This window comes from Lysinibacillus sp. fkY74-1 (assembly GCF_053165895.1).
This window is the reverse complement of record NZ_CP170173.1, coordinates 975,753-1,000,524: the sequence shown is the minus strand read 5'-3', so window position 1 is coordinate 1,000,524 and position 24,772 is coordinate 975,753. Positions and strand designations below refer to the sequence as shown.

Genomic DNA, 24,772 nt, shown 5'->3' with positions numbered 1-24,772 from the left:
TCCTCCTTAATTGACATCATTATAGTTAACTTTTTCTTCTAAGATGATTTCTGAGTCACGGATAATTCTATAACTCGCATCTTTGCCTTCTTCAATAACAAGCTGTATATTGTAAGGCGTATCATTTAAAATTTCCAACTCTGTAACTGGTTCAGAAAATGTATGATTTTTATCTTGAATTTCAATGCGAACTTTTTGAGGTACACCCTCTTCTTTAGGTTTATACTCAATGACTACGGGCTTAAGCAAAAGTTTTTCAGGCTTTTTAGCTGGTCCTTTACTGATAACAACCGATATAACAGAGCCTTCCTCCACCATAGTACCAGCTTTTGTCAATTGTGAAATTACACTGCCAGCAGGAATCGTCTCATGATAATCTTCACGAGATACACGCCAATTGAGGCCCACTCTATTGACATAGTTATCCATATCCGCTTTCGTATAATTCACAACACTTTCCACCCTTACCATTCGAACTCCTTGACTTACTTTAAAGGTCATTGTTTCCTCTTTCGCTATCACTTCTGTATCAGCTGGAATACTTTGCTCGATAATTCTACCTTCAGGTTCACGAGAAGGAACTTCCTCTTTTCTAACTTCTTTATACTTTCCTTTTATTAAAGCCTCTACTTGACTATAATTTTGTCCCACATAATTATCAACGGTCGTTGTCTCCACGCCTAGACTAACAATTAGGTCGATCTCTGAGCCTTTTGCTCGCATCGAATTTTTTTCTGGGTCTGTTTCAATGACATGACCCTTTTCAATGTCTTCATGATTTCGCTCCTGGTGCTCCTCAGCAACCACAAATCCCTCTGCCACTAATTTTTTTGTAGCATCCTCTACAGTCAAATTTGTCACATCCGGGACAGCTATTTTTTTCGGGCTAAATAAATCTGCTGCGAATATGAAGAATAAGAAGATGATAATTACTGCTATCAATAATCCTGCCACAAACTTAGGCCACTTTTTCTTCTTTGCTTTAGCAGGAATAGGTTTTTCTACAGGTTTTTTAGGTTGCGCCTGAGCTGGAGATGTATAGTCCACAATAGGTTCAATGACCCTTGTTTTAGTTAAATCTTCATCTTTCTTTAAAACTTCCTCTTTAATAATTGGAATAGCTTTTGTCGCATCATTATCCACTGGTATGACAAACTTTGGTTCATTTATTCGGGAAGATGATAATACGGTTTCCAAATCTTCATACATTTCTTCCACTGTATTATAGCGATGGGAAGCTGCTTTGGCTGTTGCCTTAAGTACTACATTTTCTAAGCTTTGTGGAATGGTTCCATCAAAAGCACGAACAGAAGGTGTTTCTGCTTGTAAATGCTTAAGTGCAATAGAAACAGCTGACTCCCCAGAAAAAGGTAATTCACCTGTTAATAATTCATACAATACTATACCCAGTGCATATATGTCAGATTGATTTGTAGCTGTACCGCCCCTAGCTTGCTCTGGTGATAAGTAATGCACTGTCCCTAATACAGAATTCGTTTGTGTAAAGGATGTAGCACTTAACGTCATGGCAATTCCAAAATCAGTTATTTTTACATTACCCTCTGCATCCATCAAAATATTTTGTGGTTTAATATCACGATGAATAATATGATTTTCATGGGCATTAGCAATAGCAGACGTTAATTGCTTCATAATATGCACACTTCTAGCTGGTGAAATTGGTGCAAATTCTTGTATGTACTGCTTTAAAGTTTTTCCTTGAACATATTCCATCACAATATAGTGTAGATCACCATCGTCACCTACATCATAAACACTAACAATATTAGGATGTGTAAGACTTGTAGCAGACAGTGCCTCACGTTGAAAACGTCGATGTAATTCATCCTCATTGGAAAAATCATAGCGTAATATTTTTATGGCCACATCCCGATTTAATATCATATCATGAGCTAAATAGACATTGGACATACCCCCGCCACCAATGAGTTCTAAAATCTTATAACGGTCACTAATTCTTTTACCTACAAGCATTCTTACACCTCCTCATCCTTTTTAGTTAGCAGCACGAGGGAGATATTATCTTCTCCCCCGCTAGCATTTGCTAATTCTACAAGTTTACGTCCTTTTTCCATTATAGGTTCGGGATACGTAATGATTGAAGCCATTTCATAGACAGTTAGTTTATTACTTAATCCATCTGAACAAATGAGTAAATACGAATTTGATGCCAACTCTACTTCATAAAAATCTGGTTCTATTGCTTCCTCTGTACCAACAGCTTTTAAGATAAAATTTTTCTTTGGATGCGTCAAAGCTTCCTCTTCACTAATTTCTCCATTTTCAACCAGTACATTAACATAAGAATGATCCCTTGTTATTTGTTGTGCACCATCTTCAAAGAAATAATACACACGACTATCACCAACATGTGCAATGAAACAATGATGTTCTTCTATTAACACTGCAATAAACGTCGTGCCCATTCCTTTACAGTCTTCGTGTGATAAAGAATAGTCATAAATATTTTTATTCAATTGCTTTACTGTTTGTAATAACCATTCTTTCTTTGATGTTGTTGATTCAAAATGATGTGCGTCTGCCTGTAAAAAAAAGGTCTCCATCTGTTTTATTGCCATATCACTTGCTACATCTCCAGCATTATGACCACCCATGCCGTCCGCCACAAGTGCTAGTGCAAGCCCGTCAGGACGTTTAAATAATGCAGCACGGTCTTCATTAATGGATCGTTTTAAACCAATATCACTTTCGACTGTGTATTCCAACACCGGTCACCTCGTTTCTTCAGATCTCTCTTGCGCACGTAATTGACCACACGCTGCTGCAATATCAGAACCTTGCTCTCGGCGGATCGTTACGTTTATCCCATTTTTCTTTAAGGTTTTTTCAAACGCAAAAATTTGGCTACGAGACGTACGAACATAATCACGTTCTGGTACATAGTTAACAGGAATTAAGTTAACATGGCATTTAATTCCTTTAATTAAAGCAGATAGCTCCTCTGCAATTTCTACTGAATCATTTTCACCAGACATTAATCCATATTCAAAACTCACACGTCTACCAGTTTTTTTAGTATAGTATCGAACAGCTTCCATTAACTCATCTAATTTATAGGCACGCGCAATTGGCATAAGCTTTTGACGAGCCTCTTGATTTGGTGCATGTAAAGAAACCGCAAAGTTAATTTGTAATTGTTCATCAGCAAACTGATAAATTTTTGGAACGATTCCTGATGTGGATACCGTAATGTGACGTGCACCAATATTTAACCCTTTTTCATGATTGATCACTTTTAAGAAGTTCATCATAGCATCATAGTTATCGAAAGGTTCACCAATCCCCATAATAACAATATGTGATACTCGCTCATTTACCTCATCTAAAGTTTGCTGCACTTTTACAACTTGCTCTACAATTTCCCCAGCCAATAAATGTCGCTTCAAACCACCTAAGGTTGAGGCGCAAAATGTACAGCCAATACGGCATCCTACCTGTGTTGTCACACAAACAGAGTTTCCGTATTCATGACGCATTAATACCGTTTCTATAGAGTAACCATCCTGTAATTGAAATAAAAACTTAATGGTACCATCTTTAGACTCTTGCTTAATAATTGTTGACAAGGTAGATAATGCAAAATTTGCAGCTAGCTTGTCCCTTAATCCCTTCGAAAGGTTTGACATTTCATCAAATGTCTTAACACGTTTATTATATAACCAATCAAAAATCTGTGCCGCACGGAAAGGTTTTTCTCCATTTTCCTTTAACCAATCCTCTAATTGATGTGGTTGGAAAGAATAAATGGATTCTTTTAAATTTGGTTTTTCCTTTTTCGCACGTCGAACGGGCTTTTCTTCTGCTTCTTCAACTAAATCGTTGATGCGTTCATTAAATTTCTTTTGATCCACCATTAGTTGGATTCTCCTTTTTTACGAAAGGCGGCAACGAAGAAACCGTCACTGCCAAAGTCTTGTGGAAAGACTTGAAGCATGCCATTAGCTTGCTTTTCCGCTAATTTTGTTGGTAAAGATTCTAGTTGTATCGCTTCCATTTCTGGATGCGCTGCTAAAAAGGCATTTACTGTGCCCTCATTTTCTTGCTTATCGACTGTACATGTACTGTACACAAGCTTACCCTTTACCTTCAATACTTTTGTCGCTGCATCCAGTAATGCTAGTTGGATTGTTTGAAGATTTTCTAAATCTTCTTCTCGCTTCGTATATTTAATATCAGGTTTACGTCGCATAACCCCTAGTCCACTACATGGTGCATCCACTAAAATGGCGTCATACGACTCAGCTTGTAAAAATTCAGGAGCTTTGCGTCCATCAATTGGAGCTGTTTCAATAATATCTAGCCCTAGACGTTCTGTATTATGGTCGATTAAATCTAATTTATGTGGATGAAGGTCTGTTGCTAAAATAGAGCCTTCATTTTTCATGATTTCAGCTAGATGTGTTGTTTTACCGCCTGGTGCCGCACACATATCCAAAACACGCATACCAGGGGAAGGTTTTAGAACATTGGCTGGTATCATTGAACTCTCATCTTGAATAGTAATATGCCCCTCTTTAAATGCATTGGTACGGGCAGGTTGACCATTTGTTACGTGTAGACATTCTGGGATAACGTCGCTTTGTTTCGCTGTTAAACCTTCTTCTTCGAGTTCCGCCATAGCTTGCTCAACAGTTACCTTCGTTGTATTGACACGAACAGTTTGTATAGGTGGTACATTATTTTCATGTAACATACCTGTAGCTACTTCTAAACCATAGTTATTAACAAAACGTTGTACTAGCCAAATAGGATGACTTGTTTCAATAGCCAGACGCTCAATAGGATTTTCTATATCATTTATAGAAGGGACACCTTGACGCAAGACAGATCTTAAAATACCATTGACTGTCGATGCAATACCACGATGCCCTCGGCGCTTCGCAATTTCTACTGCCTCATTAACAGCAGCATGCGCTGGGATACGCGTTAAATATTGCATTTGATATAAAGATATTCGTAATAACCAACGAACCCAATGATCTATAGAGCCACGGATAAAAGGCTCTAAGTAATAATCAAGTGTCATTTTATGTTGCAATGTACCATATGTTAATTCTGTTAATAAAGCGCGATCCTTCGCCTCTATCTTATGTCGTTTAATGGTTTCATTGAGAAGTAAATTGCTATAGGCTTGATTTTTATCAACGGCTAACAGAATAGATAGTGCGGCGTCTCGCACATTTCCATCCCAAATAACTACACTTTTTTTACTCATTTAAATTGGTCCCCAATCTGTAATTTAGAACCTGTACCACGTAAATATTCCTCAGCTGTCATGCGCTTTTTACCTGCAGGTTGTACATCATATAATGCCAATGTTGTCCCATTGCCTGCCGCCACTTCAAAATGGTCTTTCGCAATTGCAACAACAGTACCAGGAATAGTATCATGCTTGCTTTTGCCTATAGTCGCCCACCATACTTTAAAATTACCATCTTCAAAAGTGGTATAAGCTACAGGCCATGGATGAAGCCCGCGTACTTGATTGTAAAGAGTTGTGGCGTCATTTGTCCAATCAATACGTTCCTGTTCTCTCGAAATATTGCTCGCAAAGGTAACTTGCGTTTCATCTTGTACAGTGCGGTTATTTGTTCTATTAATAATAGATGGAAGTGTGTCCTTTAATAAATCTCGACCAACCATACTTAGCTTATCAAAAACTCTACCCGTATGATCATCTAGTTCAATAGGGATAGCTCTTTGTGAAATAATATCACCGGCATCAAGCTTTTCTGCCATATACATGATTGTTACGCCAGTTTCTTTTTCACCATCTATAATAGCTTGGTGTATAGGAGCGCCTCCACGATATTTTGGTAATAATGAAGCATGGACATTAATACAGCCAAGTGAAGGAGCATCCAAAAGTTCTTTCGGTAATATTTGTCCAAATGCAGCGGTAATGACTATATCTGGCTGTAACGAAAGAATTTGTTGTAGTTCCTCAGATCCACGTAGTTTTTCTGGTTGTATAATAGGTAATCCTAGCTCTAATGCTGCGGCCTTAACAGGTGGTGGTGTCAATATACGTTTACGTCCTACAGGTCGATCAGGTTGTGTCACCACTGCTTTAATATCGTACCCCTCTTCATGTAGCATACGCAAAATGGGTGCGGAGAAGTCAGGTGTCCCCATAAAAATAATCGAAGTCATTTTATTCCTCCTCTTCTGCATACATTTCTTCAAGCTCTTCTGCTGTTAGAACGCGTTGGATCTTTGAATCAAATAGCACGCCATCTAAATGATCAATTTCATGTAAAATTGCTCTAGCATCAAAGCCCCCTGCTTCTAATTCATAGACACGTCCTTGACGGTCACAAGCTTCAATTTTTACATAGCTTGGGCGTTCAACCTCACCATATAATCCTGGGAAACTCAAGCAACCTTCAATATCTATTTCCGCTCCATCCGTTTCAATAACAGTTGGATTAATCATTTCTAAAATATCGCGTTCCTCACCTAATTCTACAATCGCTACTCGTAACCCTATATCAATTTGCGGTGCAGCAATGCCAACACCATCATATTCAACCATAGTGTCATATAAATCATCCAGTAATGTAATGAGTTCATCATTTATTTCGGTTACTTCTGCACATGGTGTTGAAAGTACTTGTGCTGGGTGTTCGATTACTTTTTTTATTGCCATTATTATATCCTCATTTCTGCTTTTAGCTAGAGCCATACCATTTTATTTATTTGTTAGACATATGCTCGTAAAACTGTGTTTATACTCTCTTATATAGTAGACGGATCTAAATCTACCGTCATTAATATTCCTTGTTTGATCCACTCTGCTCGATACATAGCAAGTAGACGCTGTAATACCGGAATAAGATTTGGTTCAATTTTATATTTTATCAAACATTGATAACGATATCTATTTTGGAGTCGAGCAATACTTGCCGTGGTTGGGCCAATAATAGCCACTTGATTCGATAAATTTCCACGGAGCCAATCAGCCATGCGTCCAGCATATTCAGCAGCCACCATAACATCCTCATGAGAAATCTGCACAAGCGCCACGTAATAATATGGTGGGTAACTGGAACGACGTCGTAAAAACATCTCACGCTCATAAAATGGCTCATAATCCTGCGTTTTAGCTAACTCGATAGCATAATGCTCTGGTGTATAGGTCTGAATAATTACCTCTCCGGGTTTATCATGTCTTCCTGCCCTCCCACTTACCTGTGTTAATAGTTGAAATGTACGTTCTGCTGCTCGATAATCTGGTAAATGTAGGGAGGTGTCAGCGCTAAGTACGCCTACCAGCGTAATATTTGGAAAATCAAGCCCTTTTGCAATCATCTGTGTGCCAAGTAAAATATCAGCTTGTCCCTCTCCAAATGCAGCTAATATTTCTTCATGTGCACCTTTATGCTTTGTCGTATCTACATCCATACGCAATACTCTTGCTTCTGGGAACAGCTTATATATTTCTTCCTCTACCTTTTGTGTGCCAGTACCAAAATAACGTATATGATCACTTTGACATTGTGGACAAATTTGAGGCACATGTTCTTCATAGCCGCAGTAATGGCATTTCAATTTTTCGGTTGTACGATGATAGGTTAAAGAAATATCACAGTTGGGACATTGGACAACTGTCCCGCAATCCCGACATAGCACAAAAGATGAGTAACCTCGTCGATTTAAAAACAACACCATTTGCTCTTTTTTCTCTAATCTTATACGAATTGCTTCTATAAGTGATTGCGAAAACATGGATCGATTTCCTTGTCGAAGCTCCTCACGCATATCTGAAATAAAAACGGTTGGTAAGGACTGATGCAAGGCTCTTAATTTTAATGAAAGTAAGGTATAAACACCCTTTTTAGCTCTTGCAAAAGATTCTAATCCTGGTGTAGCACTACCTAAAATAACAGGGCAATTATAATATTCACTACGCCAAATAGCTACATCTCTTGCATGATAACGTGGTGAGTCTTCTTGCTTATACGTTGACTCATGCTCTTCATCCAAAATAATAAGACCAATATTCGTAAAGGGAGCAAATATTGCTGAACGAGCCCCAACGACGACTCTCACCTTCCCTTGTTGAACTTTGCGCCATTCATCATACTTCTCGCCCACAGATAATCCACTATGCATCACCGCAACCATTTCTCCAAAACGACTACGGAATCGCTCTGTCATTTGAGGCGTTAAAGAGATTTCAGGTACGAGCATAATGGCTTCTTTGCCTTCGTTCAACACTTTTTGTATCGCCTGCAAATATACCTCTGTCTTGCCACTCCCTGTTACGCCATGCAATAAAAACGTTTGCGCTTGTTGCTGCTCCAAAGCTTCATTAATGGCTTGTAAAGCAATTTCCTGCTCATTTGTTAATTGTAAGGCTTGCGTACGTGAAACCTCTTTCGTAAACGGGTCACGATACACTTCTTCTTGAGTAAATTGCGCAGCACCCTTATCAATAACGCTCTCTAAAACTGAAGAAGAGACTCTTGCCTCCTCACAAATTTGCTGTGGTGACAAAACCTCCCCTAAATGGCGCTCCATCCATTCTAGTAATAGACGTTGTTTCACAGCTCTAGTTGATTGCTTTAACGCTTTATCAATAACGTTAGGCTCTTCAGTAATTTTCACCATCCGTATTTCTTTCACATGACCCTGTTGTTTCACAACATTATCAATAGTCACCTTATTTTGTGCAACTAATGGCTTTAATAAAGGAAGTAAACCTGCACGTTCAAACTCTTTAAAATTAGCTTTTTGTCGCTTACCAAAAATCGCCTGTACTTCATTGGGTATAGATTGATCTTCATGTAGCTTTACAATTTTTTCATATTTCGCACGTAATGCTGAAGGTAACATTACTTGTAAAGCATCTATTTCATAGCAAATCGTTTGATTCTTCAACCACTTTGCCATTTGAAGCATTTCCGTTGTTAATACTGGTTCCATATCTAAAATTTGAGCGATTGATTTTAATTTATTGAGGGGCACATCTGTTTCAGTTTTTATTCCCACTACAAAGCCTAAAACATTTCTAGGACCAAATGGCACTTTCACACGACAGCCCATTTCTATTACATTTTCCCATTCTGGCGGTACTTGATAATCGAAAGGACGATCGACATGGTAGGTTGAGACGTCAACAATGACTTCCGCTATCAATAAACTCATTGCTCCTCACCCTTTAAAATATGGGTCCATAATGTGCGGGCAAATTGCTGTGGATTAGTCGTAGCTATTATGCGCCCATTTAACTGAGCTTCCTCACTAAATTCTATCCAACGATCCGATCGAATGTTGAGCATGGGTTCACCAAGCACTTCTTGTCCAAACGTGACAGCCTTGATACCCTCTACTGAAATAAGCGGCGTTTTCTCCATTGTCGGTACATTAGCTGCATGTATCAAGATAATTTCTGGGTTCTGATTTTTAGAGGCTTCAAGCTGTTGCATCACATCATTCAAACTACCATTTTCTATTTGAATAACGTGCGCGCCTAATTCCCTCGCCTCATTAGCCAAAGCCTGTCCAATAAGACCATTGGCTTGTGGGCTAATCACATGCTTCTCATCTAACGGTACATGCAAGGCACCAACTGTCACTACAACTGTTTTATTTGTAAGTGGCTTTATTGTCGCTGGCGCTGCAAAAAAATCCAGTACAATAGCTGTTATTTTTTCAGGCTCCTCTAAGCGCCCCTTACCAACATAGCCACATGCTAAAAATCCTTCCGAAGGCTCAATAAATTGGTAGCCATCTGCTGCTAATCTTTCTAGATTACGCTTTACTGCTGGATGGTCATACATATGTACATTCATCGCTGGTGCTATCCACACTGGCGCAGTAGTAGCTAGTAAGGTGGTTGATACCATATCATCCGCAATTCCATTGGCCATTTTCCCAATCATATTAGCAGTTGCAGGTGCAACTAAAATCAAATCAGCCCAATCCGCTAAATCAATATGGGCAATCACACTAGAATCTTTTTCATCAAACGTGTCAAAGTAAACATCATTTTTGGACATCACTTGAAAGCTTAATGGATTCACAAACTGTCTGGCAGAGGCAGTCATCATCACTTTTACGTTCGCCCCTGCTTGTGATAGCTTGCTAACAAGAGCAACAGCTTTATATACGGCAATCCCGCCTGAAACACATAGTAAAATATTTTTATTCATGCTAGGTGTCATCCCTTCAAATGATAAGCTCCCAAAGGAGGATTCCCTGGGAGCTCTCGGCATTCTGTATAATCAAATCAACTGCTGACTAACATAGAGGTTAGATTTCGTCTTCGTACACAGTTGACTCATCCTGTGATACTTTCGTAAGAACACCTGCCGCTACTTCTTCAAGTGCTTTTCCTACGTATTTATGAGATACGTACTTGTGTAAACGTTCTGTATTTTGCTCTTCCTGCATTTGACGAGCACGTTTTGAAGCAAGGCTCACTAGTGAATATTTTGAATCGATTTCTTTTTTTAAAGCATCTACTGATGGGTATAACATTGTTTATTCTCCTCTCAACATTGACAAATATCTTTTTTCAACACGTTCTCTACGGCAATGCTCTGCTTTAATAATCGCATTAATACGATCACAGGCATTTGTCACTTCATCATTCTCTACAACATAATCATATAAGCTCATCATTTCAAGCTCTTCACTTGCTGTAGCAATGCGTTTTGCTATGATATCCTCTGTTTCCGTCCCACGTCCAACTAAACGATCTTTTAATTCAGTTAAACTTGGAGGGGCTAAGAAAATAAATAAGGCATCTGGTGCTTTTTTACGAATCTGCGCTGCACCCTGCACTTCGATTTCTAAAAACACATCGCGACCTGCATCCAGTGTTTCATTCACGTAGGCTAATGGTGTACCATAGTAGTTTCCTACAAATTCAGCATGCTCTAATAAGCCACCCTGTTCAATTAACGTTTCAAAGTCTTCTCGTTTCTTGAAAAAATAGTCTACACCATCGATTTCTCCTTCGCGAGGATTTCGTGTCGTCATCGAGATGGAATACTCATAATTCGTATTCGGCTGAGAAAATAATTCTTTTCGCACTGTCCCTTTACCTACACCAGATGGGCCAGACAGAACAATTAATAATCCACGTTCTTTTATCATTTATTCTCTATATCTCCCTTAATTTATAACAGACACGTGCAAGTTATTCGATATTTTGAACTTGCTCACGCATCTTTTCTAAAATTGTTTTCGCCTGAACAACAGCAACCGCTGCTTCTGTAGATTGATTTTTTGAACCAATCGTATTGATTTCACGATGAATCTCCTGCATTAAAAAGTCTAATTTCCTTCCGACTGAAATCGTTTCATGTAACGTTTCTTCCAGTTGATTAAAATGACTATCCAATCTGTCTAATTCCTCGGAAATGTCAACGCGTTCTGCAAAAATCGCTACTTCTGCTAATAAACGGTCATCTAATAAAGTTCCATCTGCAACTTCTGCAATCCGTTCTACTAATCGTGTACGATATTTTTCAACAGCAAGAGATGAACAGGAACGTATTTGATTCACTTGTTCTTTTAACTGTTGCTTATATTGTACAACAACTTCCTGCAATTCTTGCCCCTCACGCTCACGCATAAGTACAAGCTGTTCTATCGCCTGTGAAATCGCTTGTTCAACAGCACTAAGTAAATCCTCAGGCGTTAGTTGTGGTTTTTGCTGTACGAGTGCTTGCTCTAACGATAAAAGCTCCTGCATCGTCCATTTTTCTTCTAGTGGTACTTTACTTGCTAATTGCTCTTTTGCCTTACGATACGCTTCAATTAATGACCAATTAATCTCAATAGATTGCTCTACATTTTCTAAGTCCTTCACATATACCATCACATCAATTTTTCCGCGTGACAAAGCTTGAGAAATAAATTTCTTTGCAAAAATTTCAGCTTCAAGCCATTCTTTCGGAAATTTAGCATTGATTTCTAAAAAGCGATGGTTGACCGAGCGCATTTCTACGGTTAATTGAAAGTCTCTAGTTGTTGTGACACCTCTGCCAAAACCAGTCATACTACGCACCAAGGTTCGTCACACCTTTCTTTGCATACTGGGAATATTATAACATAAGCTTTATCGAATATGACGAATCTCCAAAAAAAATTGGATCGAATAAGAGCTAATTCTACCACAATTGAAGCTATATTTTAATATTCGCCTAAAAAATGCTATGATAAACATACAATTAGTGCTTTGCGGAGGCTTAAAAAGCGAATGCAGATGCAACAAGAAAAAAATACGAAAGTACCAAGATGCTTGTTATCATTGGAAAGAGGAATTCATATGGCATTTGACGGTTTATTTACCTATTCAATAACAGCCGACCTACAACAACTTGTCACAGGTCGAATTACTAAAATACACCAACCTAACGCTCAAGAGGTTGTTTTACATGTTCGTGCAAACGGGAAAAATCATAAATTGCTTTTTTCTATTCATTCTTCTTATGCACGAGTGCATCTTACGGAACAAACGATTGAAAATCCAGCAGAACCCCCTATGTTTTGTATGCTGCTGCGCAAGCATTTAGAGGGTGGATTTATTTCCTCCGTTAAACAGCTTGGGTTTGACCGTATTATAATAGTAGAAATCGAAAGTAAAAATGAAATTGGTGACCCTATAGTTAGACAACTACATGCTGAAATTATGGGTAGACATAGTAATCTACTTTTAATTGATAAAGAGCAAGGTAAAATTGTTGATAGTTTAAAGCACTTGCCTCCATCTGTAAATAGTTTTCGTACCGTTTTACCAGGCCAGCCTTACTTAGCTCCACCAACGCAAAATAAATGGAATCCCTTACTAGTAACAGAAGAAGAGCTAGCAATATTTTTTGCGGAAACAAAAAATGCCAAAGACGTCGTGACACAATTTGCTGGGTTTTCACCTCTTCATGCTGAAGAATTATTGTACCGCATGACATCATCATTAAATCGAGTACAATGTTTCAAAGAATTTATAGCAGGTTTTTCTAATGGTGGAACGAGCCCTATGTATGTATTGGCTAATCACAAAACTTACTTCTCACCAATTGAACTAACCCACTTACATGGGGATATTACAGTTTATCCGAATGTTCATGAGCTTCTTGATCGTGTATTCTTTGCACGTGCGGAACGGGACCGTGTTAAACAGCAAGCAGGTGATTTAGAAAGATGGCTACAAAATGAAATTGATAAACTGTCTTTAAAAACGAAAAAGCTAACGAAGGACTTTGAACGCGCCTCAAAGCTCGATCAATTTCAGTTATATGGTGAGCTGTTAATGGCTAATATTTATGCATTTGAAAAGGGTGTCAAGGAAGTTACAGTCATAAATTACTACAGCGAAAATAGTGAAGAGATTACGATACCAGTCAGTGAACGTAAAACACCTATAGAAAACGCTCAAAGCTATTATACGAAATACACCAAAGCCAAAAATGCATTAATCATGGTGCAACAACAGCTTGAAAAAACACAAGAAGAAATTACTTACTTTGAAATGCTAGCACAACAAGTTCAGCAAGCATCACCTGGCGATATTGAAGAAATTCGTGAAGAACTTGCCGAACAGGGCTATTTAAAGCTACGCCATTCTAAGAAAAAGAAAAAACCTGTGAAACCTGAACCCGAACGCTATATTTCTTCCACAGGTACAGCCATTTCAGTTGGCAAGAACAACAAGCAAAATGATATGTTGACTTTTAAAATTGCAAAACGCACAGATATCTGGTTACACACGAAGGATATTCCAGGTTCTCATGTTGTCATCCACTCTAGCGAGCCCGATGAAACAACTTTACGTGAAGCTGCCACATTAGCTGCTTATTTTTCGAAGGCAAGAGAATCTTCTTCTGTTCCAGTGGATTATACAGACATTCGTCAGGTTAAGAAACCCAATGGGGCAAAACCCGGTTTTGTAATTTACTTCGAACAAAAAACTTTGTATATCGATCCCGATGAAGCACTCATTTTACAATTAAAAAAGCAGTCGTAAAGATAGAGACCGAGATAAATTTTCTCGGTTTTTTCTTTTTTAAAGTTATGTACACGTAATCCGCCCTACAAAACAATGAAAACAGCCACATCTTGATTGTTTCTTACAGACAATCTTCCTTATTATATTAACAATAAAAAAACATATGAATCATCTGAACTGTTTCTTACTACAGTTATTGACTTCTACCTTTTAGCAAAGCAAAATCAAAATATAAAAGATTGACTAGCATTTTGGAAAGGGCGTATCAATATGTCTGTAGGCAAAAAATTAAGTTTCGGTTTCTTTACCATTATTCTCACGTTAATTATTTCGTTAATGATTATGTTCATACTATTTTCAAACATTGAAAAAAAGATTGAGAATGCATTGGAAGTTCACGTAGCCCTTGTGGAATTAGCAGATGATATTCAATTTGAAATGGCCATGCAAGGTCTTTTTATTCGCGCCATTATTATCGAAGACAACCCTGTAAATAAAGAAAATTTCACAGAACATGCAAATTTACTCGATGAGCATGTAGCTGAAATCAAAGAAAAATCAAATTCCTCTGAAATGGATACATATGCAAAAGAATTAAATGCTTTTAATGATGCTTTTAATAAATCAGCTACTGACGCACTCACACTTTTTGAAGCTGGTGACCTAGAAGGAGCTTTGCTAAAGGTTAATGGTGAAGTCCAGCAGGCTAATAAAGGCATTCAGGATATATCCAATAAAATTGCGAACTATCAAAAGGGACAACTTGAAAAGGTTACACTAGAATCTAAACAAGCTGTTTTCAACTCTCAAATCATTTCAATTATTGCTATCATTATTGGTGTTGCCCTTGGTATTATCCTGATGGTTTATATACAGCGAACTATTTCTCGCCCTTTAAAATCGGTAGTCCATGCGGCAAACCAAATAGCTATCGGAGAATTACACCATCAAGATGTGACTCACCACACTAAAGATGAAATTGGTCAACTTTCAACGGCCTTTAATTCAATGAAAGGCAACCTGAAAAATTTATTAACCCATATTCAAGACAATGCTGAGCATCTAACAGCATCAGTAGAAGAACTTTCGGCTTCTACCGAAGAAATTACTTCCTCAGCTGATGAAATAACGGTGCGTATTAATGAAACTGCCAATGTTGCTAAAGCAGCTACCGTCGCTGCCAATGAAAGTGCCCATGCTATGGATGAAACAGCTGTAGGTGTTCAACGTATAGCAGAAGCTACACAACAACTTCATCACAGTGCTGTAACAACAAATGAATTAGCTACAAACGGCAACAGCACTGTAGAGAATGCTCAACTACAAATGAATGTGATCCATGATTCAACGCAAATAATCAACAACCTTGTACAAAAATTAAGTAAACAATCCGAAGAGATTAGCCAGATTACAACTGTCATTACAGCCATTACTGATCAAACTAATTTATTGGCACTCAACGCTGCCATTGAAGCAGCACGTGCGGGTGAGCATGGAAAAGGATTTGCTGTTGTCGCAGATGAGGTCCGTAAGTTAGCTGAAGAATCCAAACAATCGGCTAATCAAATCGTTGTCTTAACGCAGGAGATTCAAGAGGATACACAAAATGTAGAAAAAGCTGTTTTAGATGGCCTCCATTCAGTTGCAGATGGTGTCAAAATCATTGGACATGCAGGACAAGCATTTGAGGCAATCGTAAAAGCCATCAATGCAATGACAGACCAAATAGAAGATATATCAGCAACTTCTGAAGAAATTTCAGCTAGCGCAGAACAAGTAGCGGCCTCTGTCGCAGAAATTGCTCACGGCGCTTCGACTAGCTCAGATAGTACTCAAATAGTAGCCGCTGCTAGCAAAGAACAGACCATCACTATGCAACAAATCAATCAGGTTGCCTCGCATCTAAGCGAAAAGTCCTTAGATTTACAGCAACAAATTAATCAGTTTAAACTTTAATGAAGCAAATGGTGCATTCTTTATACTGGAATGCACTATTTTTTATTTATTATGTTATATAAATCTTCAGAACAACAAAGCACACTGCCTCAATCAGGAAATTTATAAAGAACTTAAACATTGAAAAATCAGATTTTTAGTAATTTTTTGCATAATCAATCCTCGCCAGTAAGACAAATGACATCCTCAAAAAAACAGTACAAATAAAATGGATTAAATTAGCAAAGAGTGTACAGTAATCAGGGTTTATATAGACTTTATCTTGCATGAATAAAACTCAATCTGAGTGCATATATAATATCTAACTTCTCTCCAAGGAAATTATTTCAATAGAATATATTTAGTATAACTGATTTATCATTTAATCCATTTTTTTCTTAGTATGGGTACATTTTTTCATAGATTAGCTCTATTCTTTCTTTTTCAACTTAATAGATGGATAATCCTAGAAAATTACAAAATAAGTTTCTTATATATCATTAATAGATAGAAATATTCATATTTCGAGATCACAAATTACAAGAAATTACCTGCAAACGAAACTAATTCACTGAGTTTTGCTTAGATTTTCTACAAATCTATTCAATTCCCTCAAAGTATTACATCTATGACTTTTGTATCATTTTTCAAAATTTAATATTATTATCGAAAAAATAGGAATTTTCTATATAGTAAATCATTTTTTTGTTTTTACTCTATTTTTGATATTAAGAATAGATAAATATCAAATTTTTATTATACATGCACTCTATTTCGTTAGCATGTTAAATCGGAAAAATTTATTATTCTCTTACTTGTCAGATAATACTATATAAATTTGAATCTTTTTTATTTTGTGCACAATGATTTTTTTGGTATATTAAATAGGAGCTTCACAAAAGGCTTAAAAATTGTATAAGGGGGATTCACATGAATAAAAACAAAAAGTTTTTATTACTAACAGTTCTTGCAGTATTTTCTTTAGTACTTGCTGCATGTGGCTTCGGTGGAGATTCGTCTGAAAAATCAAAAGACGATGGAAAAGATTCTGGTTCATCTGAAACAGCTTCAGGTGGCGAATTAAATGTAGTGGTAGCTTCTGAACCACCATCACTTCATCCTGCATTAGCAACAGATACAACTTCTGGAGTTATTCTTACAAATACTTTTGAAGGATTAACAACGCTTGATGCAGACGCTCGTCCCGTTGCAGCTGCAGCTGAAAGCTGGGAAGTTAGCGAAGACTTAAAAACATACACGTTTAAATTACGTGATGCTAAATGGTCAAACGGAGATCCAGTAGTTGCTGGTGACTTCGAATATGCTTGGAAATGGGCATTAAACCCAGACAATCTTTCTGAATATGCTTCAATCCTTTACCCAATTAAAGGTGCTACAGCATACAATAATGGTGAAGGTTCTGCTGATGACGTAGGCGTTAAAGCTGAAGATGAAAAAACATTAGTAGTAACTTTAGAAAACCCAACACCTTACTTCTTAGAATTAACAGCATTCAAAACATACGCACCATTAAACCAAAAAGTAGTTGAAGGTAATGATGAGTGGTATACAGATGCTGGTGAAAACTTTGTAACAAACGGACCATTCACATTAGGTGAGTGGAGACACAACGATACAATCGTATTAAAGAAAAACCCAGAGTACTGGGATGCTGATAAAGTGGCTTTAGACACTGTTAATATCGGTATGGTTGAATCTGAAGCAACAGCAGTAACAATGTTCAAAGGTGGAGAAATTGACTATCTTGGAGCACCATTCCAATCTGTAGCACTTGATGCTATCGATGGATTTAAAGCTGATAAATCTTTAAATATTAATGACCAAGCTTCTGTATATTGGTACAAGCTAAATACAAAAGATAAAATCACTGGAAACGCTAACATTCGTAAAGCATTAGCATTAGCAGTTGATCGTCAAGGTTTAATTGATAATGTTACTAAAGGTGAGCAAAAACCTGCATTAGGTATGGTTCCTACCGCAGTTCATGGTTTTGAAGAAGACCGTGGTTACTACAAAGATAACGATATCGAAGGTGCTAAAGCAGCACTTGAAGCTGGTATGAAAGAACTTGGTATTACAAACCCAGCAGATGTAAAAATTAATCTTTCTTACAACACTAGTGAAGCACACGCTGCTATCGCTCAATTCGTACAAGAAAACTGGACTAAAAACCTAGGAATCACTGTAGGTCTAGATAACTCTGAATGGCAAGTTTACCTAGAAAAACTTAACCAATTAGACTACCAAGTTGGCCGTATGGGCTGGGTTGGTGACTACAACGATGCTTATACATTCTTAGAAATGTATGACACTGCTGCAAACGGTAACAATGATACAGGTTGGGAAAATGCAGAATACAAAAAATTATTAGATCAATCTAATACAGAAGCAGATCCAGCGAAACGTCTTGAGCTTTTAAAACAAGCTGAAGCAATTGCTGTTTCTGAGTTCCCAGTTGTTCCAATTTACTACTACACGAACCTATCTGTAGTACAAGATTATGTGAAAGACATGAAGGCAGACATCCTTGGTAACATCTCTCTTAAAGAGGTTAAAGTAGAGAAATAATCAACAACATTTCGCTTATTTAGCTCTACAGCGAAGAGCTGCCTCGTAGCCCCTACGGCGCGAGTCAGCTCTTTTTAAAATACGAAGGCATATATTTGTCAGACAATTGACAAATAGAAGGAGGAGTTTTATGTGATTAAATATATTTTGAAAAGGCTGATGTATATACTTCTCGCGCTTTTCGTCATCGTAACTGTTACGTTTTTCTTAATGCGTCTCGCTCCTGGTAGTCCTTTTGCGAGTGAACGTAATTTCCCCCCTCAAATCGAGGAGAAGTTAAACGAAACGTATGGATTAAATAACCCTTGGTATATACAATATAAAGATTATTTAATCGATACGGCCACTTTCAATTTCGGTGAGTCAATGAAATATAAAGCGCGTTCTACAAATGATATGATTTCTGAAAGTTTCCCTGTTTCTTTAACATTGGGGATTGAGGCTATGCTATTAGCAATTGGATTCGGTGTTTTAATTGGCGTAGTTTCCGCGCTATATCATAATAAGTTCCCGGATTATTTGGCAACGTCCTTTGCGGTGCTCGGTATATCAGTACCTTCATTTATCTTAGCAGGTTTAATGCAGTATTTCTTAGCCTTTAAGCTTGGTTGGTTCCCTATCAGTGGATGGAAAGGCTTTGTTTATAGTATATTACCAGCCTTTGCAATTGCGCTCTCTCACATGGGCTTTATTGCAAAGTTAACTCGTTCAAGTATGCTTGAACAAAACAATAGTGAATATGTAAAAATGGCTCGTGCGAAAGGTATTGGTAAATGGACAATCGTTTTCCGCCATACATTACGAAATGCCCTACTACCAGTCGTAACGTATATTGGTCCCTTAACAGCTGGGGTTGTTACAGGTAGTTTCATTGTAGAGCAAATTTTCGCTATTCCTGGACTTGGTAAACACTTCGTTCAAAGTATTACAAACCGTGACTATACGGTCATTATGGGTACGACAGTGTTCTATTCCATCATCCTTTTATTTGCGGTATTAATCGTTGATATTCTATATAGTGTGATTGATCCGCGTATTAAACTGAAAGGAGCGAAAAAATAATGACACAGCAACAAATTGAAAAAGATAAGTTTAAAATTGTTGGTGGTAATCATGAAGCAACGGAAAAATTAGCTGACAAATCAGTCTCCTTTTGGAAAGAAGTATTTCTCCGTTTCTCTCATAATAAAATGGCCATTGTTGGGATCATTATTTTAATTATTGTTATTTTAATGGCTATATTCGCACCAATGCTATCTCAATATAAAGCAAGTGATCAGCTAGGTGTTTACAATGCACCACCATCTGCACAATTTTGGTTTGGAACGGATGACCTTGGTCGTGATATTTTCGTTCGTATTTGGGAAGGAGCTCGTATCTCCCTATTTATCGGAATTGCTGCGGCGGTTATTGACTTAATTATCGGTGTTATTTGGGGAAGTATTTCAGGTTTATCAGGCGGTCGCGTTGATAATATTATGATGCGTATTGCTGACGTTTTAACAGCTGTCCCTTACCTTTTAGTAGTAATCGTACTTTTAGTTGTTATGCAACCAGGTTTATTCCCTATGATTATTGCCTTGTCTATCACTGGATGGATTAACATGGCACGTATCGTTCGTGGTGAAGTATTATCTATTAAAAATCAAGAATACGTTCTTGCTGCTCGCACATTAGGTGCAAGTACAGGACATTTAATTATTAAACACTTAGTGCCGAATGCTCTTGGTGCCATTTTAGTAACGATGACTTTAACAATTCCATCTGCTATCTTCACTGAGTCATTCCTAAGTTACCTTGGTCTTGGGGTTCCTGCTCCAACTGCTTCATGGGGTACAATGGCTTCCGACGGTAATAAAGCTATAGCAAATGCACCATGGCGCTTGATTTTCCCAGCAGTATTTATCTCACTAACAATCTTTGCGTTTAACGCTGTTGGTGACGGCTTACGTGATGCTCTAGATCCAAAACTACGTAAATAAGGAGGTGGCCGAAATGAGTAAAACAATTCTAGAAGTAAAAGATTTAAAAATTAACTTTAAAACTTATGCAGGGCTTGTTCATGCTGTACGTGGTGTTAACTTTGATTTAAAGGAAGGTGAAACACTAGCTATAGTTGGTGAATCAGGTTCTGGAAAAAGTGTTACGAGTAATGCGTTAATGAAACTAATTCCACAGCCACCTGGTATTTATGAGTCAGGGCAAATTTTATTTAATGGTCGTGATTTAGTTCCGTTAACTGATAAAGAAATGTCTAAAGTACGCGGAAATGAAATTGCAATGATTTTCCAAGATCCAATGACAAGTTTGAATCCAACTATGAAGGTCGGACGTCAAATAACTGAAGTAATTTTGCAACATAGAAAAGTTTCTAAAGTAGATGCAAAAAAACGTGCCATTGAGCTTTTAACACAGGTAGGTATCCCCTTCCCTGAGAAACGTTATAATCAATACCCACATGAATTTTCAGGTGGTATGCGTCAACGTGTTGTTATTGCGATCGCCCTTGCAGCTGATCCTAAGCTACTGATTGCCGATGAGCCAACAACAGCCCTAGACGTAACTATTCAAGCACAGATTTTAGAGCTAATGAAGGAAATCCAAAAGAACTCGAAAACATCTATCATTTTCATTACACACGATTTAGGTGTTGTAGCGAACATCGCAGATCGTGTAGCCGTAATGTACGCTGGACAAATTGTAGAATATGGTACTGTTAATGATATTTTCTATAATCCAAAGCACCCATACACATGGGGTCTACTAGGTTCTATGCCTGATTTGGATAATGATACAGATGAGTTATTACGCACGATTCCTGGATCACCACCAGATCTTACGAACCCACCTAAAGGGGATGCATTTGCAGCACGTAACGAGTTCGCAATGGCCATTGATTATGAACAAGAACCACCAATGTTCCAAGTAAGTGAAACACATTTTGCAAAAACTTGGTTATTGCATCCTGATGCACCAAAGATTCCTCTTCCTGAAGCGGTTGCTAAACGTATAGAAGGGTATTTAGCAAAGGAGGCACAAGAAAATGACTAAAACTGGTGCTAAAAAAATTCTTGAAATTAAAAACCTAAAGCAGCATTTTGGTTCACCAAGTAATCCAATCAAAGCCGTAGATGGTATTAGCTTCGATGTTTATGAAGGTGAAACACTTGGTCTTGTAGGTGAATCAGGTTGTGGAAAGTCAACAACTGGTCGTTCAATCATTCGATTATATGATATTACAGGTGGCGAGATTGTTTTCGATGGGGAAAATGTTCATGGAAAAAAATCTAAAAATGAGTTAAAGAATTTTAACCGCCAAATGCAAATGATCTTCCAAGATCCTTACGCTTCTTTAAATCCTCGTATGACAGCTGGTGAAATCATTGGTGAAGCCTTTGATATCCATGGCCTTTACAAGGATAAAAATGTACGTCGTGGGAAAATTCAAGAGTTACTTGAAGCTGTAGGTTTAAACAAAGAGCACGCGAATCGATACGCACATGAATTCTCTGGCGGTCAACGTCAACGTATTGGGATTGCCCGTGCACTAAGCTTAGATCCTAAGTTTATCATTGCCGATGAGCCAATCTCTGCGCTTGACGTATCGATCCAAGCTCAGGTTGTTAACTTACTAAAACAACTTCAAAAAGAACGTGGCTTAACATATCTGTTCATTGCCCATGACCTTTCGATGGTAAAATACATCAGTGATCGTATTGCTGTAATGTACCGCGGTAAAATCATGGAAATCGGTAAAGCAGATGACATTTACAATCATCCTGTTCACCCGTATACAAAATCTTTATTATCAGCAATCCCACTTCCTGATCCAATGTCTGAGAAACGTCGTCAACGTATTCCGTACAAGCATACGGAGGTTGACGAAAGTGCATCGTATCATGAAGTAGGCGACCAACACTATGTATATGGAACTGCTGATTTAGTTAAAACTTGGGTTAATAATCGATAAGACTCGAACTCCTGTCTACAGTTTTACTACTGTAGCGGGAGTTTTTTCTTTACATTTCTCCATTTTGTTCTATAACTAATAAGTTTGTACATAAATTTATATGTATGCAGCATTGAAAATATTACTTATATTTTATCAGGTTACATATTCCTGATATTAATAAAGAACGATAAAACAAATTAAAACTATTATTTCTTTCTTGTTTGGTTTTATTATGGATCTAGCCCGAATTCACCTTTTGCAGGCAGTGTCCGTCTCCTAAATGTGGCTAAAAGCTTTACTTAAAAGGCCTCAACCTATCAGCCAGCTTATTTGGCTGCCGTTTTACTTTACATGTTTTTTCCAACGTAATATACGTATCCCCTTTTTTATGAGATGTATTATTAAAAAAGCAGCTTTTCTTCTTTGTAGAAAAGCTGCTTTTTTGATTAATAATAAACTATTTAATAGGTTGATCAGCTAATAATTCAATTGTTTGAAGATTACTAGAAGTTCCATTATCATAAGATGCATTCCAGTTTTTTACGCGTTTATTAACAGGAATTATTTCTGTACGGAAGAAAGTTGGTACTACCATTGCTTTTTCACTCATATATTCTTGCCACTCTCTGAAAGCCTTTGTACGTGTATCTTGGTCCATAGCCTCTTCTGAGTCAATAGCGTCTAATAATTTTGTTAATTCAGGAGATACATAGCGGCTAAAGTTAAATTCAGCACCTTCACCATATAAACCTTTAGGAGATGGATTTGTTCCAGTTCCCCATGCAGCTTGATACATATCGATTTCTGGATCATCTGCTTGAACTTTATCGTAGAAAGCATTGAATTCAATAAGACGACCTGTTGTTAATTGCACGTCTAATCCCACTTCTTTCCAGTTCTGACGGAAGTATTCAACAATCGCTTCATCTGTTTCTGAACCAGCCATTGAAGCTAATCGAATAGAGAATTTTTTACCATCTTTATCTTCACGAATACCGTCACCATCTACATCTTTAAAGCCCGCTTTATCTAATAATTCTTTTGCTTTTTCAGGATCATAATTATAGCCTTCTAATGTTGCATCATAATAGGATGCAAATACTGGTGGAATTAAAGAATTTCCGCGCTCACGTAATCCTTGATAGAATTTTTCTGCAACACCTTCAACATCCATTGCAAACGCAACAGCCTGACGTAATTCAATACTATTCATTTTTGACTTTTCATCAAATACGTTTACTTTATTTGTTGTATCGTATTTTCCTAATTTAAAGCCGATATAAGAATATGATAATTCTGGACGACCTAATAATGCTATGTTTTGTAAATCCTTAATACTATCATACTGATTAGTTGGGTATGATGTAGCAATATCATATTTTCCAGTACGTAATGCTTCACCAATTGAAGTTGGTGGAACAACCTCAAGTACTACTTTATCCACTTTTGGCTTGCCTTTAAAATAATGTTCGTTTGCTACAAACTGTACAGACTCACCATTTACGACTTTATCAATTTTAAATGCACCAAGTGTTACTGGATTTTTACGTACTGCATCTGAAGCAAGTAAGTCTTTCACTGGAATAGATTCTAATTGATGTTTAGGCTCTGCATATGCCCATAAGCCATCACCAATGGAGTAAATAGCTGGTGATACTTTTTTAAGTTGGATTTTAATACTCTTATCATCAACTTTTGTAATACCAGAAATTGTATCCGCTTTACCATTATGGTATTCTTCTGCTCCTACAATGTTTTTAAAATCATCATCATAACGAACACCTGTATAATCTGGATGACCAATTAGCTCATATGGAAAAATTAGATCATCAGCTGTTAAAGGTGTACCATCTGACCATTTATAATCACCTTGAATTGTGACAGTTGCTGTTTTTGCTTCAGCATCAACGTCTAACTTTGCAATACCTTTGTCTGTAACAAGGAAGTTTCCATCTTGTTCAAAAAGCACATTAGACGCAAAGGCTAAAATTTCTGAATCATAAGCATCTTCGTATAGTTCCCAGTTGAAAATACCTTGGAACGGAGAGCTTGTTACAAGTCCTACGCGTAATGTACCACCTTGGATTGCGTCTCCTTCATTTGTTACTTCCATTGGTAATAATGAATCACTAGTACCTTCAGACTCGCCGGATTTTTCTGTTTCACCCGACTTTTCTTTGTTATCAGTTTCTGCGCCTTTTTCAGACCCATTGCCTCCACCACTGCAGGCTGCTAAAACTAGCATGAATGCAAATAAAATGGACAAGAATAACCAATTTTTCTTCATGTGTAAA

At 37.5% G+C, this 24,772-nt stretch carries 19 protein-coding genes; 7 read left to right on the top strand and 12 right to left on the bottom strand.

Annotated elements, in window-relative coordinates; all coding sequences use genetic code 11:
* Positions 1 to 6: 6 nt before the first annotated feature.
* From pknB to ACE1MS_RS04555, 11 genes are all read right to left on the bottom strand, one after another.
* Positions 7 to 1,995, bottom strand: a complete 1,989-nt coding sequence (gene pknB, locus ACE1MS_RS04605) for a Stk1 family PASTA domain-containing Ser/Thr kinase (protein WP_031418964.1) — start codon at positions 1,993 to 1,995, stop codon at positions 7 to 9.
* A 2-nt stretch (positions 1,996 to 1,997) separates the two neighbouring features.
* The gene (locus ACE1MS_RS04600) at positions 1,998 to 2,747 is read right to left on the bottom strand and encodes a Stp1/IreP family PP2C-type Ser/Thr phosphatase (protein ID WP_031418963.1); all 750 of its coding nucleotides are present in this window, start codon (positions 2,745 to 2,747) and stop codon (positions 1,998 to 2,000) included.
* 6 nt (positions 2,748 to 2,753) lie between these two features.
* A complete protein-coding gene (gene rlmN, locus ACE1MS_RS04595) occupies positions 2,754 to 3,896 on the bottom strand; it encodes a 23S rRNA (adenine(2503)-C(2))-methyltransferase RlmN (RefSeq protein WP_036214927.1) in 1,143 nt (380 codons plus the stop codon).
* Positions 3,896 to 5,257: a 16S rRNA (cytosine(967)-C(5))-methyltransferase RsmB gene (gene rsmB / locus ACE1MS_RS04590; RefSeq protein WP_447402726.1), complete on the bottom strand. Its 1,362-nt coding sequence runs from the start codon at positions 5,255 to 5,257 to the stop codon at positions 3,896 to 3,898. Before rsmB ends, rlmN begins: the two co-directional genes overlap by 1 nt.
* Positions 5,254 to 6,195 carry a methionyl-tRNA formyltransferase gene (gene fmt / locus ACE1MS_RS04585; protein ID WP_012293208.1) on the bottom strand — a complete coding sequence of 314 codons (942 nt, stop codon included), beginning with the start codon at positions 6,193 to 6,195 and terminating at the stop codon, positions 5,254 to 5,256. Before fmt ends, rsmB begins: the two co-directional genes overlap by 4 nt.
* A 1-nt stretch (position 6,196) precedes the next feature.
* Complete coding sequence (def, locus tag ACE1MS_RS04580; protein WP_447402725.1) at positions 6,197 to 6,691, bottom strand: peptide deformylase; 495 nt, start codon at positions 6,689 to 6,691, stop codon at positions 6,197 to 6,199.
* A gap of 89 nt (positions 6,692 to 6,780) precedes the next feature.
* Positions 6,781 to 9,192, bottom strand: coding sequence for a primosomal protein N' (priA, locus tag ACE1MS_RS04575; RefSeq protein WP_197149256.1), 2,412 nt, complete (start codon positions 9,190 to 9,192; stop codon positions 6,781 to 6,783).
* Positions 9,189 to 10,199 (bottom strand): bifunctional phosphopantothenoylcysteine decarboxylase/phosphopantothenate--cysteine ligase CoaBC, encoded by a 1,011-nt coding sequence (coaBC, locus tag ACE1MS_RS04570; protein WP_031418956.1) that lies wholly within the window; start codon positions 10,197 to 10,199, stop codon positions 9,189 to 9,191. The genes priA and coaBC overlap by 4 nt, the downstream gene beginning before the upstream one ends.
* Positions 10,200 to 10,299: 100 nt before the next feature.
* On the bottom strand, positions 10,300 to 10,527 hold the full coding sequence (rpoZ, locus tag ACE1MS_RS04565) for a DNA-directed RNA polymerase subunit omega (RefSeq protein ID WP_008173785.1): 228 nt from the start codon (positions 10,525 to 10,527) through the stop codon (positions 10,300 to 10,302).
* 3 nt (positions 10,528 to 10,530) lie between these two features.
* A complete protein-coding gene (gmk, locus tag ACE1MS_RS04560; RefSeq protein WP_008173787.1) occupies positions 10,531 to 11,148 on the bottom strand; it encodes a guanylate kinase in 618 nt (205 codons plus the stop codon).
* A gap of 43 nt (positions 11,149 to 11,191) precedes the next feature.
* Entirely contained in the window at positions 11,192 to 12,067 is an 876-nt protein-coding gene (locus tag ACE1MS_RS04555) for a YicC/YloC family endoribonuclease (protein ID WP_031418953.1), read from the bottom strand.
* A 258-nt stretch (positions 12,068 to 12,325) separates the two neighbouring features.
* Here ACE1MS_RS04555 and ACE1MS_RS04550 point away from each other — a divergent pair, with 258 nt between their 5' ends.
* From ACE1MS_RS04550 to ACE1MS_RS04520, 7 genes are all read left to right on the top strand, one after another.
* The gene (locus ACE1MS_RS04550; protein ID WP_031418951.1) at positions 12,326 to 14,020 is read left to right on the top strand and encodes an Rqc2 family fibronectin-binding protein; all 1,695 of its coding nucleotides are present in this window, start codon (positions 12,326 to 12,328) and stop codon (positions 14,018 to 14,020) included.
* Positions 14,021 to 14,272: 252 nt separating this feature from the next.
* Complete coding sequence (locus tag ACE1MS_RS04545; protein ID WP_036167393.1) at positions 14,273 to 15,958, top strand: methyl-accepting chemotaxis protein; 1,686 nt, start codon at positions 14,273 to 14,275, stop codon at positions 15,956 to 15,958.
* A gap of 909 nt (positions 15,959 to 16,867) precedes the next feature.
* Positions 16,868 to 18,526, top strand: a complete 1,659-nt coding sequence (locus ACE1MS_RS04540; protein ID WP_012293201.1) for a peptide ABC transporter substrate-binding protein — start codon at positions 16,868 to 16,870, stop codon at positions 18,524 to 18,526.
* Positions 18,527 to 18,658: 132 nt separating this feature from the next.
* Positions 18,659 to 19,588, top strand: coding sequence for an ABC transporter permease (locus ACE1MS_RS04535; RefSeq protein ID WP_031418948.1), 930 nt, complete (start codon positions 18,659 to 18,661; stop codon positions 19,586 to 19,588).
* Positions 19,588 to 20,508 (top strand): ABC transporter permease, encoded by a 921-nt coding sequence (locus ACE1MS_RS04530; RefSeq protein WP_012293199.1) that lies wholly within the window; start codon positions 19,588 to 19,590, stop codon positions 20,506 to 20,508. The genes ACE1MS_RS04535 and ACE1MS_RS04530 overlap by 1 nt, the downstream gene beginning before the upstream one ends.
* A gap of 13 nt (positions 20,509 to 20,521) precedes the next feature.
* Positions 20,522 to 21,577, top strand: a complete 1,056-nt coding sequence (locus tag ACE1MS_RS04525; protein ID WP_025113882.1) for an ABC transporter ATP-binding protein — start codon at positions 20,522 to 20,524, stop codon at positions 21,575 to 21,577.
* Complete coding sequence (locus ACE1MS_RS04520) at positions 21,570 to 22,496, top strand: ABC transporter ATP-binding protein (RefSeq protein WP_012293197.1); 927 nt, start codon at positions 21,570 to 21,572, stop codon at positions 22,494 to 22,496. Before ACE1MS_RS04525 ends, ACE1MS_RS04520 begins: the two co-directional genes overlap by 8 nt.
* A gap of 439 nt (positions 22,497 to 22,935) precedes the next feature.
* On the opposite strand, the gene ACE1MS_RS04515 is transcribed toward ACE1MS_RS04520, so the two are convergent.
* On the bottom strand, positions 22,936 to 24,765 hold the full coding sequence (locus ACE1MS_RS04515) for an oligopeptide ABC transporter substrate-binding protein (RefSeq protein ID WP_031418944.1): 1,830 nt from the start codon (positions 24,763 to 24,765) through the stop codon (positions 22,936 to 22,938).
* Positions 24,766 to 24,772: the final 7 nt, after the last annotated feature.

What these genes read in the sequence shown, in the direction of transcription:
- pknB (WP_031418964.1), bottom strand. Translation starts at nt 1,995, where the DNA reads ATGCTTGTAGGTAAAAGAATTAGTGACCGTTATAAGATTTTAGAACTC.
- rlmN (WP_036214927.1), bottom strand. Translation starts at nt 3,896, where the DNA reads ATGGTGGATCAAAAGAAATTTAATGAACGCATCAACGATTTAGTTGAA.
- rsmB (WP_447402726.1), bottom strand. Translation starts at nt 5,257, where the DNA reads ATGAGTAAAAAAAGTGTAGTTATTTGGGATGGAAATGTGCGAGACGCC.
- fmt (WP_012293208.1), bottom strand. Translation starts at nt 6,195, where the DNA reads ATGACTTCGATTATTTTTATGGGGACACCTGACTTCTCCGCACCCATT.
- def (WP_447402725.1), bottom strand. Translation starts at nt 6,691, where the DNA reads ATGGCAATAAAAAAAGTAATCGAACACCCAGCACAAGTACTTTCAACA.
- priA (WP_197149256.1), bottom strand. Translation starts at nt 9,192, where the DNA reads ATGAGTTTATTGATAGCGGAAGTCATTGTTGACGTCTCAACCTACCAT.
- coaBC (WP_031418956.1), bottom strand. Translation starts at nt 10,199, where the DNA reads ATGAATAAAAATATTTTACTATGTGTTTCAGGCGGGATTGCCGTATAT.
- rpoZ (WP_008173785.1), bottom strand. Translation starts at nt 10,527, where the DNA reads ATGTTATACCCATCAGTAGATGCTTTAAAAAAAGAAATCGATTCAAAA.
- gmk (WP_008173787.1), bottom strand. Translation starts at nt 11,148, where the DNA reads ATGATAAAAGAACGTGGATTATTAATTGTTCTGTCTGGCCCATCTGGT.
- ACE1MS_RS04550 (WP_031418951.1), top strand. Translation starts at nt 12,326, where the DNA reads ATGGCATTTGACGGTTTATTTACCTATTCAATAACAGCCGACCTACAA.
- ACE1MS_RS04545 (WP_036167393.1), top strand. Translation starts at nt 14,273, where the DNA reads ATGTCTGTAGGCAAAAAATTAAGTTTCGGTTTCTTTACCATTATTCTC.
- ACE1MS_RS04540 (WP_012293201.1), top strand. Translation starts at nt 16,868, where the DNA reads ATGAATAAAAACAAAAAGTTTTTATTACTAACAGTTCTTGCAGTATTT.
- ACE1MS_RS04530 (WP_012293199.1), top strand. Translation starts at nt 19,588, where the DNA reads ATGACACAGCAACAAATTGAAAAAGATAAGTTTAAAATTGTTGGTGGT.
- ACE1MS_RS04525 (WP_025113882.1), top strand. Translation starts at nt 20,522, where the DNA reads ATGAGTAAAACAATTCTAGAAGTAAAAGATTTAAAAATTAACTTTAAA.
- ACE1MS_RS04520 (WP_012293197.1), top strand. Translation starts at nt 21,570, where the DNA reads ATGACTAAAACTGGTGCTAAAAAAATTCTTGAAATTAAAAACCTAAAG.
- ACE1MS_RS04515 (WP_031418944.1), bottom strand. Translation starts at nt 24,765, where the DNA reads ATGAAGAAAAATTGGTTATTCTTGTCCATTTTATTTGCATTCATGCTA.